The following is a 12,467-nucleotide window of genomic DNA, read 5'->3' on the forward strand; positions in this document are numbered from 1 at the left end:
GGGGGGCTCAGGCCAGCGCGTCGACGAGCGGGCGGAACTTCACCCGGGTCTCGAGGAGCTCGCTCTCGGGATCGGATCCGGCGACGATCCCGGCCCCGGCGTAGGCGGTGACCGCGATCGCGTCGTCCGTCGTCGTGAACTGCGCGCACCGCAGGGCGATGGCCCACTCGCCGTTGCCGTCCGCGTCGACCCAGCCGACCGGTCCGGCGTAGCGCTCGCGGTCGAACGGTTCGAGCTCCCGGATGGCGGCGATGGCCGTCGGTGTCGGGGTGCCGGCGACGGCCGCGGTCGGGTGGAGTGCGCGCACGAGGTCGAGGGCCGAGCGGCCGTTCTCCAGCTCGCCTTCCACATCGGTCGCGAGGTGGAAGAGGTTGGGCAGCTTGAGCAGGAAGGGCTGCTCGCTCGCCGCCAGGGCCCTGGTGTACGGGCGGAGGGACGCGAGCACGCTCTGCACGGCGTACTGGTGCTCGTCGAGGTCCTTGGTGCTGGAGGCGAGGTGCGCGGAGGCGGCGGTGTCCGCGTCGGCGTCGGCCCCGCGCCCGATCGTTCCGGCGAGCACACGAGCGGTCACCGTCCGGTCCTGCACCGTGACGAGGGTCTCCGGGCTCGCGCCGATGAGTCCGTCGACCGCGAAGACCCAGGTGTCCGGGTATCCGGTGGCGAGCGCGCGGACGAGTCGCCGCAGGTCGGAGCCCGCGGGGATGGTGCCCTGGAGGTCGCGCGCGAGGACGACCTTGCTGAGCTCGCCGTCCGCGATGCGCGCCAGCGCACCCCGCACGGCGTCCTGGTAGCCCTGGGGGCTCTGCGCTCCGGGGCCCACGGTGCCCGCCCAATGCGGTCCGTACTCCGCGGCCTCGACGGCACCCGGCGCACGCTCGTCGTCGGAGCGGTGGATGCGGGTCTCCCAGAAGCGGTCGCCGTGGCGGCCGAGGATCCGCGACGGGATGACGAGCACGCTGTCGGCGCGCGAGTCCTCGTCGAAGGTGAAGGCCCCGAACGCGACGAGTCCGGTCCCGGGGAGTCGCAGCGGGTCGGAGACCTCGGCCGCCGCCGCGAGCCCCTTCCAGAGCGCCGCGAGGGTCTCGGCGCGGGTGCGCCCCTCCTCGGCCGACGGGCGGAGCTCGGCGACCGGCTCACCCACCGCCACGATCCCGTCGCCGCGGCGGAACCAGGCGAGCGGGCGGGCGGGGTCCGCGAAGGAGAGGAGGTCTTCGACCGGATCGATCTCTCGGGTCTCCACGACCAGGGGGGTGTGCTGCACGACTCCAGCCTATTCCGCGGACGTAGGGTGGGCGGATGAGCGATGCGCGTCCCGCAGCCGGTGCCGAGATGATCTTCCAGTGGCGCAAGTGGGACGGTTCGCCGCACTGGCGCCACGAGTGCGTGTACCTCGGTGCCGACCGGTGGGGCGACTGGGTGGGGCAGCCCACCGGCTGGCACAGCGCCCGCCCGGGGGCGGAGTTCCACGCGGCCACGCCGAACGTCACCCTCGTCCCGCCGAGCGCCGACTTCGCGCTCACCGTCAATCGCCGGCACCCCCGGGGGATGCGTGTCTACATCGACCTCGGGTGGGACGTGCGGTGGTCGGACGACCCGCTGCTCGCGACGGGCATCGACATGGACCTCGACGTCGTCCGTGTGGAGGGCGAGCGCGGCACCTGGGTCGACGACCGCGACGAGTGGGCGGAGCACAGCGCCCGTTACGGCTACCCGGCCCCCGTCATGCGGCATCTGGAGGAGCTGGCGCTCGACCTCGAGACGAGGGTCAGGGAACGCACGGCGCCGTTCGACGACGCCACGGCCGATCCCTGGCTGGACCGACTCGAAGCGCTGGACCTCGCGCCTAGACTGGACGCGTGACCGCGAACGACAAGAACCGCGCCGATCTCGGCAAGGACCCCGCCCGCGTCAGCGGCATGTTCGACCAGGTCGCCGCCGGGTACGACCGCACGAACACCGCGATGACGTTCGGCAACGACGCGCTGTGGCGGGCCGCGACCACCCGCGCCGTCGCCCCGAAGCCGGGGGAGCGCATCCTCGATCTCGGAGCGGGCACGGCATCCTCCTCCGCCTCTCTCGCCCGCAGCGGCGCGCAGGTCGTCGCGGCGGACTTCTCGCCCGGCATGCTCGCCGAGGGTCAGCGCCGCCACGGGGCGATGCGCAACCTCTCCTTCGTGCAGGCGGATGCCACCGCCCTGCCGTTCGCGGACGACGAGTTCGACGCGGTGACGATGTCGTACGCGCTGCGCAACGTGAACGACCCGAAGAAGGCGCTGCGCGAGCTCTACCGGGTGACCAAGCCGGGCGGCCGCCTCGTCATCAACGAGTTCTCCACGCCTCCGGGGAAGCTGTTCCGCGGGGCCTACCGGTTCTACAACGCGCAGGTGCTCCCGCGCGTGGCCCGGGTCGCCGGAACGAACGGCGACGCCTACGACTATCTGAACGAGTCGATCCGCGACTGGCCCGACCAGAAGCGGCTGTCCGAATGGATCAGGGAGGCCGGCTGGCAGGATGTCGCCTACCGCAACCTCACCTTCGGCATCGTGGCCCTGCACCGGGCGCGCAAGCCCGCGTGAGCACGGCGCGAACGGCGGCACCCGACGCAGGTAGGCTGGGAGCGTGACTTCGAGCCCCAGCGCCCCGGGTTCGCGACTCGCGAGCCGTCTCGGCTTCAGCGATCGCGTCTTCGTCGGTCCCGCCGCGCGTCGCATCGCCCGCACCATCGAAGACGGACTGGAGCTGGTCGAGACCGGGCTCGCGGACGACGTGCGTGTCGCCGACCCCCTCGCCGACGCCGCCAGCCGCTATCTGTACGAGGCCGGCGGCAAGCGCATCCGCCCCGTCCTCACGCTGCTCGCGGCCCAGCTCGGCGACGGCAACACCCGAGAGGTGATCGACGTCGCGAAGGCGCTGGAGATCACGCACCTCGGCTCGCTGTACCACGACGACGTCATGGACGGCGCGGACCGCCGCCGCGGTGTCCCCGCCGCGCAGACGGTGTGGGGCAACAACATCGCCATCCTCACCGGCGACATCCTCTTCTCGCGCGCCAGCCAGCTCATGTCGCGGCTCGGCGAGCGCGCCATCCGGCTCCAGGCCGACACGTTCGAGCGCCTCGTCCTCGGGCAGATGCACGAGACCCTCGGTCCGCAGCCGGACGACGACCCGATCGCGTTCTACATCCAGGTGCTCGCGGACAAGACCGGTTCGCTGATCGCGGCGGCCACCCAGGGCGGCGTGATTTTCTCGAACGCCCCGGCGGAGTACGAGGAGCCGCTGCGCGTCTACGGCGAGAAGATCGGCGTCGCCTTCCAGCTCCTCGACGACGTGATCGACCTGTCGGCCAAGCCCGAGGAGACGGGCAAGGTCCCGGGCACCGACCTGCGCGCGGGCGTCCCGACCATGCCATACCTCCTGCTCAAGGCGGAGGACGATGACGCCGCAGCCGACCTCGCCGCCCGCATCGACGACGGTGTGGCCCTCATCGCCGACGGCGCCGACCCGGCGATCCTCGACGGACCGCTGGACGAGCTCCGCGACCACGCCGTCACCCAGAAGACCCTCGAGCTCGCCCACGCGTGGACGCAGGAGGCGATCGACGCCCTCACCGCCCTTCCGCGCGGCACCGTGCGCGAAGCGCTCACCCGATTCGCCGAGACCCTCGCCGAGCGCTCCAGCTGACACCGTACGGGCCCCGGGCCCGGGTGTCCGCCGCGACGGCACACGAAAGGACCTCCATGACCAAGCTGAGACTGGCCATCGTCGGCGCCGGCCCCGCGGGCATCTACGCCGCGGACATCCTGCTGAAGGCCGAGCGCAAGTTCGACGTGTCCATCGACCTGTTCGAGCAGCTCCCCGCCCCCTACGGGCTCGTCCGGTACGGCGTCGCCCCCGACCACCCCCGCATCAAGGGCATCATCACCGCCCTGCGCGACGTGCTCGACCGTGGCGACATCCGCCTCTTCGGCAACGTTCGGTTCGGCGAGGACATCACGCTCGACGACCTCAAGAAGCACTACAACGCGGTCATCTTCGCCACCGGGGCGATCCGTGACACGTCGCTGGACATCCCCGGCATCGACGCGGTGGGCTCCTACGGCGCCGCCGACTACGTGAGCTGGTTCGACGGACACCCCGACGTGCCGCGCGAGTGGCCGCTGGACGCCGCGTCGGTCGCGGTCCTCGGCAACGGCAACGTCGCCCTCGACGTCTCCCGCATGCTCGCGAAGCACGCGGAGGACCTCCTCGTCACCGAGGTCCCCGAGAACGTGTACGAGGGGCTCAAGGCGAGCGCCGTCACGGACGTCCACGTGTTCGGCCGCCGCGGGCCGGCCCAGGTGAAGTTCACGCCGCTGGAGCTCCGCGAGCTGGGGGAGCTGCGCGACGTCGACATGGTCGTCTACGACGAGGACTTCGACTACGACGAGGCCTCGAAGGACGCGGTCGCGAGCAACAAGCAGGTCATGGTCATCGACCGCATCCTGCAGTCCTGGCGCAAGCGCGACTCCGTCAACAACGCCGGCGGCACCGCCTCGCGCCGCCTGCACCTGCACTTCTGGGCGCGCCCGGTCGAGGTGCGCACCGACGAGAACGGCCGTGTCGCGGCCCTCGTGTACGAGCGCACCCAGCCGGACGGTCAGGGTGGTGCGGTCGGCACCGGAGAGCTGCGTGAGGTACCCGTGCAGGCGCTGTATCGCGCGATCGGCTACTTCGGCTCGCCCCTGCCGGGCGTCCCCTTCGACAAGAAGCACGGCGTCATCCCGAACCACGAGGGCCAGGTGCTCGCGAAGGACTCCAACGACCGCGTCCCCGGCGTGTACGCGACCGGCTGGATCAAGCGCGGCCCGGTCGGTCTCATCGGCCACACGAAGTCCGACGCCATGGAGACCGTCCGTCACCTGATCAACGACCAGGGCTCGTGGTGGCACCCGGAAGACCCGTCCGAGGAGGCCATCCCGGCACTGCTCGCCGAGCGCGGCGTCGCCTGGACCGACCTGGACGGCTGGCACCGCCTCGACGAGCACGAGATCAGCCTCGGCGCGCCCCAGGAGCGGGCGCGCGTGAAGGTCGTCCCGCGCGAGGAGATGGTGCGCGTCTCCCGCGGCGAGTGAGTCGTCTCGGCGCCGGGGCGTGCTCCCGGCGCCGGGTCCCCGCGCCCCTAGGCTGAGGCCATGCGACCTCGTGCACTCCTGGCCCTCGGCGCCGTGGCCGTGCTCCTGCTGTCCGGTTGTGCGCCCGAACCCGAGGTGAAGCCGACCAGGACGCCGTCGGCCGCGGTCACGACCGCGCCGACACCGGGGGCCGAGGTGCCGACGCCCGCCTTCGACGTGGATTGCGCCGATGTCGACGCGGCCATGACGAGTGCGCTCGGCGAAGCCGGCGGCGACGTCGCCGAGGTTCTCGGAGTCTGGTCCTCCCCGAGCTGGTACCCCGGACCGGCGCAGCACATGTTCCAGCGGGCCGGCGGGATCGCCTGTTCGGCGGGGACGGCGGAGCGCAACTGGGAGGTCACGATCCTCCCGGACGCGGACGAGGTCACGACGGGGGCGGAGTCCCGCGGCGGATACTTCGGTGAGGAGGCGCGCTGCGAAGGCGGCGGGTACTGCTTCTTCCAGATCGTCGACGGCGACGTGCTCGTCTCGGCCACGATCGTCGACCCGGAGCGCGGACCGGACGACACCGCGTCGCTCGAGGAGGTGCTGCGCGGGCTCGCCGCGACCGCCGTCGCCTCGCTGCAGCCCGTGGAGGTCCCGGAGAGCCCGGTCGCCGGGGTCGACTGCACGCGCTTCCTCACCGCCACCGAGCTCGCGGAGCGGGTCGGCGCCGAGGTGCACGTCGTCGACGCCTTCGGCGGCTGGTCCATCCCGGCCGAGGTGTACCAGGAGCGCAACGGCTCGCGGATCTGCTACTACGCCTCGGCCGAGGACGAGTATGCGGCACAGGGCTACCTCACCCTCACCACGCTTCCCGGCGGCGCCTGGGCCTTCGACCGGCTGGACGGCGAGGACACCGTCGACGTCGAGGGGGCGGACGCCGCCGTGACCGGCGTCGACGAGCTCGGCCGGTCGGTGCTCGACCTCCGGGTGGGGCAGGACTGGCTGCGTCTGACCACGTTCGAAGGGTCAGGGATCGACGACCTCGCCCCGATCGGCGCCGCCATCGCGGACGATTTCTCCGTGGCCCGCCCCGGCGGCGAATGACGGCCGTGGGCTAGCCTGGGCACGAGGGGGAGGACGCATGGCCGAGTGGATCCCGGATGTGCTCGGAGACGAGTTCGCCCAGCTCACCCTCGACCTCGGCAGTGACGAGCAGGGCCCGGTGGTGGCCACCCTCGTGCGCGCGCTGCCGGCTCCGGTCCCGTGGTGGGAGCGCGCTCGGCGCCGTCGCCCGCTGCTCGAGGGCGTGGACGTGCTCTACATCCACGGGTGGTCGGACTACTTCTTCCAGAAGCGGTTGGCCCGATTCTGGACCGCTCGTGGTGCCCGCTTCTTCGCCCTCGACCTGCGCAAGTACGGGCGCAGTCTGCGCGAGGGTCAGACCCCGGGCTACATCACCGACCTGTCCACCTACGACGAGGACATCGCCGCGGCCCTGGACGCGATGGGGCGCGGCGAGGGCGGCGAGGAGAGCGGGCGACGCCTGATCCTGCTCGGACACTCGACCGGAGGGCTGACGCTGAGCCTGTGGGCGGCCCGGCATCCCGGCGCGGCCGACGCCCTCATCCTGAACAGCCCCTGGCTCGAGTTCCAGTTCGCCCCCGTGCGCGCCGCGATCGCCCCGATGGTCGAGTTCCAAGCGCGGATCCGGCCGCTCGACGTCGCGCCGCAGGTCGATCTCGGCTACTACACGCGGGCGCAGCAGGAGGTGGCCGACCCCGACGATCCGATGGAGGTCAACACCGCGTGGCGTCCCGTGCAGACGATGGCCGTGTACGCCGGGTGGCTCAACGCGATCCTCACCGGGCACAAGGCCGTCGCCGCGGGTCTGGACATCGCGGCGCCGGTCTGCGTCCTCCTGTCGAAGCGGTTCGTGCCGCCGACCCGGTGGTCGGAGGAGCTGACCGCCGCCGACTCCGTCCTCGTCGTCGACGACATCGCCCGCGCGGCCCTGCGGCTCGGCTCCTCCGTGACCGTCGAACGGATCGACGGCGCCCTGCACGACGTCTTCCTGTCCCGGCATGAAGCCCGCGAGGACGCGTATCGTCGCCTGCACCGCTGGGTCGTCGGTTGGCGCGCCGCTCAGACGTAGTACATCGCGCGTGCGAGGCGCTCCGCCTCGTCGCCGTCGCCGGCGCGCACCGCTTCGGCGAAGTCGGCGTACACCTGCCGCATCCGCTCGCGATCGCCGGGGCGCACCACCCAGGCGCGCAGGTTCCGGGTCACCGCGACGGCGACATCGTCGATGAGCATCCGGTGCTGACGGTTCCCGCTGTGGTCGGCGAGGTAGGCGAAGACCGCCCATCGCGCCCGTGCCGTGGACGCGCCGTCGGTGAGCGCGTCCTGCATTCGAGCGATGAGCTCCTGCACCCGCTCGCGCTGGACCGCGCTCAGCCGCGGCACCGCCATCCGGGCCGTGATGCCTCCCTGGTAGCCGGCGAACTCCAGCGATTCGGCCACCACCTGCGGCGTGACCATCGTCACCTCCGTGTACCGGCTCGGGTACATCGTCACCAGTCCCAGTCGCTCCAAGCGCTGCAGTGCTTCGCGCACCGGCGTCCGCGAGACGTGGAGCTCGTCCGCCACGTCGACGTCCCGGATCCGGTCGCCCTCGGCGAACTCTCCCTCCGTGATCAGCCGCCCGATGTGGTGGAACACCTCATCCGCCAGCAGCTGCTTGTTCTCTCCGATGCTCTTCGACTCGATCTGCGCCATGGCCCAGCCCCCGGTGGTTCTCGGTCTGCGACCGACGTCCGCTCCCGGGCGATGAGGGGAGCGACGGCCGCAGGATTGCCGTCATGCCTCCTCGGGGGGCCGATCCGCGTGGGGGCGCGCAGCGGGCGGGGAGGCCTGTCATGAACCCGGGACCGGTCGGCGTGCGACGTCGGCAGACCCCAGGCCGACGCGAGCTCCGGGGGCCCGCGCCGCTCCCTCCCCTGAGCCGGCGTGGCATCCTCGAAGCGCATCCACCGCGGCGATCGGGTGTCGGGCGGGGATGGCGTCGGAGTCGTGACGAGTCACGACCGCCTCCAGTCTCGACGAAGAACACCGATATCTCGGTATGCGTTGACCGGGGAAAAGAAAGGGCCCGGGATGACTCCCGAGCCCTGGCCTCCGACGCGAGTGGCGTCAGCGGTAGTTGATGAACTGCAGATCGATGTCGAGGTCGCTGCCCTTGAGGAGCGCGATCACGGCCTGGAGGTCGTCGCGGCTCTTGGACTGCACGCGCAGCTCGTCACCCTGGATCTGGCTCTTCACGCCCTTGGGGCCCTCGTCGCGGATGATCTTGCCGATCTTCTTCGCGTTCTCGGAGGAGATGCCGTCCTTCAGGCTCGACAGGATGCGGAACTCCTTGCCGCTGGCGAAAGGCTCGCCCGAGTCGAGGCTCTTCAGGGAGATGCCGCGCTTGATGAGCTTGGACTGGAACACGTCGAGGACGGCGTTCGCGCGCTCCTCGGTGTTCGCGGTGATGAGGATCTGCTCGCCACTCCAGGCGATCGAAGCGCCGGTCCCCTTGAAGTCGTAGCGCTGCTCCACCTCTTTGCGCGCCTGGTTCAGGGCGTTCTCGGCCTCCTGGCGATCCACTTTCGAGACGATGTCAAAGGAACTGTCAGCCATGCCTCAACTGTATCCGCGGCTGTGCGGAAAGTCCCGTGGGCGCGGCACCCCGGGAGCGCGTCTCCGGATCACAGGACTGATCGGCGCGTACGGTGGCGACCCGATGGCGGTGACCTCTCCGAACGGGGACCAGGTCGGCTACGTCACAGTCGCCTACGAGTGCGAACTGCCGCCGCTCGCCGTGTAGACGTTCTCGGATATCCGAGTCATCCCCTCCGGAGCGGGCGCACCATCGGGGACGACGGTGAACGTGCCCGTCATGCCTCCGACCGAGAAGAGCGCGCCGCCACCGCCGCACCCGAGCACCCAGCTCTCCTCGTCGGCGTACGCCAAGAGGCATGCGGAAGCGTCGTCGCGGGCGCGAGCGAGCCACAGGGATGTCCCTTCGTCTTCGCCGACGAACCGGGCTGTCGCCTGGTCCACGTCGTCCCACGCGTAGCCGGGCAGATCTGCCGGAACCTCGTCCCGCGCCCCGGCTTCCCGATCGAGCACGGCGTATGCGGCTCCCACGCTGGTGCATCCGCTGAGCGCGACCGTGGACAGGGCGACGACGGCGGCAGCCGCCCGAACGTGGATCCCCATCCAGCGATGCTCTCGTAGATGAGCCGTACGGGGAACCCCGCGGAGCCGCGAAAGGTTGGAACTCCGGCTGATATGGAAGCGTTTTCATGCCTCGCCCCGGGCGCCGGGCCGATCACGGGTTGATATCGACGCGGTTGCGGATTGTGATCGCCTTTCGAAACGATGCATACTGTAAGCGCTTGCAGTCTTGCAGGCGCTCAGCACTGAGAGAGGCACACACCAATGAAGGTGAACAAGAGGGGCATGGTCGCCGCGGGCGCCATCGCCATCGTTTCGGCTCTGACGCTCGCCGGCTGCTCGACCGGATCCGGCGGCGACGACTCTTCCTCCGGTGGGGACAGCGGCGGCACGCTGACCGTCTGGGTCGACGCCGAGCGGGTCGACGCGCTGCAGGGCGCGGCGGACGCGTACCAGGAGAAGACCGGTGTCACGGTCAAGCTGGTGGGGAAGTCCGTCGACGACATGAAGGACGACTTCATCCAGCAGGTCCCGACCGGCAAGGGCCCCGACGTGGTCATGGGCGCTCACGACTGGCTCGGCGAGCTCTCGACCAACGGTGTCGTCGCGCCGATCGAGCTCGGCGACAGCTCCGAGGACTACCTCCCCGTCGCGCTCCAGGCGGCGACCTATGAGGGCACCGTCTACATGCTCCCGTACGCGGTCGAGAACATCGCGGTCCTGCGCAACGCCGACCTCGTCCCCGAGCCCGCGACGAGCTTCGACGACATGGTCTCGAAGGGCACCTTCGTGGTGGAGCAGGGCGCCGAGGGCAACCCGTACCACCTGTACCCGTTCCAGACCGCGTTCGGCGCTCCGGTCTTCGGCACCGACGACAGCGGCAGCTACGACCCGACCGACCTGCAGCTCGGCAGCGAGGGCGGCTTCGCCTTCGCCGACTGGCTGGGCGCGCAGGGCGCGGCCGGCACGCTGAACACCGACATCGACGGTGAGATCGCCAAGCAGCAGTTCCTCGACGGCACCGCCGCCTTCTGGCTGACCGGCCCGTGGAACGTGGGCGCGGCCACCGAGGCGGGCATCAACGTCGAGATCGACCCGATCCCGAGCCCGACGGGGGAGACGGCCTCGCCGTTCGCCGGCGTCAAGGGCTTCTTCGTGAGCGCCGAGTCGAAGAACAAGGTCGCGGCCAACGACTTCCTCGTCAACTACCTCGGCACGGAGGACGTGCAGCTGGAGCTGTTCAAGGCCGGCAACGTCCTCCCGGCCCTCACGGCTGCCGCCGACACCGCGGCGTCCGACCCGATCATCGCCGGCTTCCAGTCCGTCGGCGCCGACGCGGTCCCCATGCCGGCGATCCCTGCCATGGGCGCGGTCTGGCAGTTCTGGGGCGTGGCCGAGGCCGCCATCATCAACGGCGAGGACCCGCAGGCGACGTGGCAGAAGCTCGTCGACGACGTGACCGCCGCGATCGAGTAACGGCCGACAAGATGACGACCCTGCCGGGGCGGGCCACCCAGCCCGCCCCGGCAGGACCATGACGAGGACGACATGACAGACACCGAAGAGCGCACCGCGCCCCCCACGCCTCGGCAGCGCCAGGCGGCGAAGATCGCCGAGGCGGCCTCCCGACCGATCGGGTGGATGCTGCTCAAGATCCTGTTGCTGGCGATCGTGGACGCGATCGCCGTCTACGCCGTGTTCGTGCTGCTCGTGCAGCGCGAGTGGCTGGTGCTCGGCCTCGTCGTCGCGGTGACGGTCGTCGTCAACTACATCTACTTCTCCCGCAAGCGCATCGCGGCGAAGTACCTCACCCCCGGCATCATCTTCCTGGTCCTGTTCCAGGTCTTCACGCTCCTCTACACGGGCTACATCGGCTTCACGAACTACGGCACCGGTCACAACGGGAGCAAAGAGCAGGCGATCTCGTCGCTGCTCGCCTCCGCGCAGGAGCGCGTCGAGGACTCCCCGACGTATCCCGTCACGGTGGTCGAGCAGTTCGGCACCTACGGCCTCCTCGTCACGGATCCCGACGACGGGGATGCGCTCCTCGGCACGGCGGAGCAGCCTCTCGCCGAGGTCGACGCGGAGTTCGAGGGTGGCAAGGCCGTCGCCGTCGACGGGTGGACCACGCTTCCGCTGGCCACCGTCTTCACCCTGTCGGAGGAGCTGGAGCAGCTCTCCGTCCCGTTCAGCGACGACCCCAACGACGGCAGCCTCCGTGCACCCGACGGGCAGAACGGCTACCTGTACGTCTCGACGCTGACCTACGACGCCGCTGCCGACACGATCACGGACACCGCGACCGGCACGGTCTACAGCGATACCGGCGACGGTGCGTTCACCGCGGAGGACGGCGAGCAGCTGCTGCCCGGCTGGCAGACCACGGTCGGCTTCGACAACTTCGTCCGCGCGGTGACCGACGAGTCCATCCGCGGTCCGCTCATCTCGGTCACCGTCTGGACCTTCGTCTTCGCGCTGGTTTCCGTCGCGACGACCTTCTTCCTCGGCCTGCTGCTCGCGCTCGTCTTCAACAACACGCGCATGCGCTTCCGCAACGGCTACCGGATCATCCTCATCCTCCCGTACGCCTTCCCCGCGTTCCTCTCCGCGCTCGTCTGGGCCGGGATGATGAACGAGAGCTTCGGGTTCATCAACCAGGTGCTGTTCGGTGGCGCGGCCATCCCGTGGCTCACCGATCCGGTGCTGGCGAAGGTGTCCGTGCTGCTGGTGAACCTCTGGCTCGGCTTCCCGTACATGTTCCTCGTCTGCATGGGCGCGCTGCAGGGCATCCCGGACGACGTGAACGAGGCCGCCGTCATGGACGGCGCGAACGCGTGGCAGATCTTCCGCCGCATCAAGCTGCCGCTGCTGCTGGTGACCGTGGCGCCGCTGCTGATCTCGTCGTTCGCGTTCAACTTCAACAACTTCAACCTGATCTACATGCTGACCAAGGGCGGCCCGCGCTTCAGCGACGTGTCGATCCCCGTCGGCCACACGGACATCCTCATCTCGATGGTCTACAAGGTGGCCTTCACCGGTCAGACCCGCGACTACGGTCTCGCCTCCGCCTTCACGATCCTGATCTTCGTCGTGGTCGCGACGATCTCGATCATCAGCTTCCGCAAGACCAAGGCCCTCGAGGAGCTGAACTGA

12 protein-coding genes are annotated in these 12,467 nt (G+C 70.3%); 8 read left to right on the plus strand and 4 right to left on the minus strand.

The window, feature by feature from the left end; translation table 11 throughout:
• Positions 1 to 7: 7 nt before the first annotated feature.
• On the minus strand, positions 8 to 1,261 hold the full coding sequence (locus D8M34_RS04505) for an isochorismate synthase (protein ID WP_126893289.1): 1,254 nt from the start codon (positions 1,259 to 1,261) through the stop codon (positions 8 to 10).
• Between the two features lie 35 nt (positions 1,262 to 1,296).
• Between D8M34_RS04505 and D8M34_RS04510 the strand changes: the two genes are divergently transcribed.
• Genes D8M34_RS04510 through D8M34_RS04535 form a run of 6 tightly spaced genes read left to right on the plus strand, consistent with a single transcriptional unit; the run spans position 1,297 to position 7,248 of the window.
• Positions 1,297 to 1,860, plus strand: a complete 564-nt coding sequence (locus D8M34_RS04510) for a DUF402 domain-containing protein (RefSeq protein ID WP_126893290.1) — start codon at positions 1,297 to 1,299, stop codon at positions 1,858 to 1,860.
• Positions 1,857 to 2,576 (plus strand): class I SAM-dependent methyltransferase, encoded by a 720-nt coding sequence (locus D8M34_RS04515; protein ID WP_101848414.1) that lies wholly within the window; start codon positions 1,857 to 1,859, stop codon positions 2,574 to 2,576. The genes D8M34_RS04510 and D8M34_RS04515 overlap by 4 nt, the downstream gene beginning before the upstream one ends.
• Before the next feature lie 43 nt (positions 2,577 to 2,619).
• Positions 2,620 to 3,681 (plus strand): polyprenyl synthetase family protein, encoded by a 1,062-nt coding sequence (locus D8M34_RS04520; RefSeq protein ID WP_060921235.1) that lies wholly within the window; start codon positions 2,620 to 2,622, stop codon positions 3,679 to 3,681.
• A 56-nt stretch (positions 3,682 to 3,737) separates the two neighbouring features.
• Positions 3,738 to 5,111: an FAD-dependent oxidoreductase gene (locus D8M34_RS04525; RefSeq protein WP_062632898.1), complete on the plus strand. Its 1,374-nt coding sequence runs from the start codon at positions 3,738 to 3,740 to the stop codon at positions 5,109 to 5,111.
• Between the two features lie 60 nt (positions 5,112 to 5,171).
• Positions 5,172 to 6,200 (plus strand): hypothetical protein, encoded by a 1,029-nt coding sequence (locus D8M34_RS04530; protein WP_126893291.1) that lies wholly within the window; start codon positions 5,172 to 5,174, stop codon positions 6,198 to 6,200.
• Between the two features lie 37 nt (positions 6,201 to 6,237).
• Complete coding sequence (locus D8M34_RS04535; RefSeq protein ID WP_126893292.1) at positions 6,238 to 7,248, plus strand: alpha/beta hydrolase; 1,011 nt, start codon at positions 6,238 to 6,240, stop codon at positions 7,246 to 7,248.
• Here D8M34_RS04535 and D8M34_RS04540 read toward each other — a convergent pair.
• From D8M34_RS04540 to D8M34_RS04555, 3 genes are all read right to left on the minus strand, one after another.
• Positions 7,239 to 7,871 (minus strand): GntR family transcriptional regulator, encoded by a 633-nt coding sequence (locus tag D8M34_RS04540; RefSeq protein ID WP_126893293.1) that lies wholly within the window; start codon positions 7,869 to 7,871, stop codon positions 7,239 to 7,241. The two genes, D8M34_RS04535 and D8M34_RS04540, sit on opposite strands and share 10 nt — an antisense overlap.
• A 414-nt stretch (positions 7,872 to 8,285) precedes the next feature.
• Entirely contained in the window at positions 8,286 to 8,774 is a 489-nt protein-coding gene (locus D8M34_RS04545; protein ID WP_025102421.1) for a YajQ family cyclic di-GMP-binding protein, read from the minus strand.
• A 153-nt stretch (positions 8,775 to 8,927) separates the two neighbouring features.
• Positions 8,928 to 9,356, minus strand: a complete 429-nt coding sequence (locus D8M34_RS04555; protein WP_126893294.1) for a hypothetical protein — start codon at positions 9,354 to 9,356, stop codon at positions 8,928 to 8,930.
• 222 nt (positions 9,357 to 9,578) lie between these two features.
• Between D8M34_RS04555 and D8M34_RS04560 the strand changes: the two genes are divergently transcribed.
• Entirely contained in the window at positions 9,579 to 10,790 is a 1,212-nt protein-coding gene (locus D8M34_RS04560) for a sugar ABC transporter substrate-binding protein (RefSeq protein WP_062765244.1), read from the plus strand.
• Positions 10,791 to 10,862: 72 nt separating this feature from the next.
• Complete coding sequence (gene malF, locus D8M34_RS04565; protein ID WP_062765241.1) at positions 10,863 to 12,467, plus strand: maltose ABC transporter permease MalF; 1,605 nt, start codon at positions 10,863 to 10,865, stop codon at positions 12,465 to 12,467.

This window comes from Microbacterium sp. HSID17254, from assembly GCF_003989315.1.
GTDB lineage: Bacteria > Actinomycetota > Actinomycetes > Actinomycetales > Microbacteriaceae > Microbacterium.

Bases quoted from the DNA above. Each gene is read 5' to 3' on its own strand.
- D8M34_RS04560 (WP_062765244.1), top strand. From the start codon at position 9,579: ATGAAGGTGAACAAGAGGGGCATGGTCGCCGCGGGCGCCATCGCCATC.
- D8M34_RS04525 (WP_062632898.1), top strand. From the start codon at position 3,738: ATGACCAAGCTGAGACTGGCCATCGTCGGCGCCGGCCCCGCGGGCATC.
- D8M34_RS04510 (WP_126893290.1), top strand. From the start codon at position 1,297: ATGAGCGATGCGCGTCCCGCAGCCGGTGCCGAGATGATCTTCCAGTGG.
- D8M34_RS04555 (WP_126893294.1), bottom strand. From the start codon at position 9,356: ATGGGGATCCACGTTCGGGCGGCTGCCGCCGTCGTCGCCCTGTCCACG.
- D8M34_RS04545 (WP_025102421.1), bottom strand. From the start codon at position 8,774: ATGGCTGACAGTTCCTTTGACATCGTCTCGAAAGTGGATCGCCAGGAG.
- D8M34_RS04530 (WP_126893291.1), top strand. From the start codon at position 5,172: ATGCGACCTCGTGCACTCCTGGCCCTCGGCGCCGTGGCCGTGCTCCTG.
- D8M34_RS04540 (WP_126893293.1), bottom strand. From the start codon at position 7,871: ATGGCGCAGATCGAGTCGAAGAGCATCGGAGAGAACAAGCAGCTGCTG.
- malF (WP_062765241.1), top strand. From the start codon at position 10,863: ATGACAGACACCGAAGAGCGCACCGCGCCCCCCACGCCTCGGCAGCGC.
- D8M34_RS04535 (WP_126893292.1), top strand. From the start codon at position 6,238: ATGGCCGAGTGGATCCCGGATGTGCTCGGAGACGAGTTCGCCCAGCTC.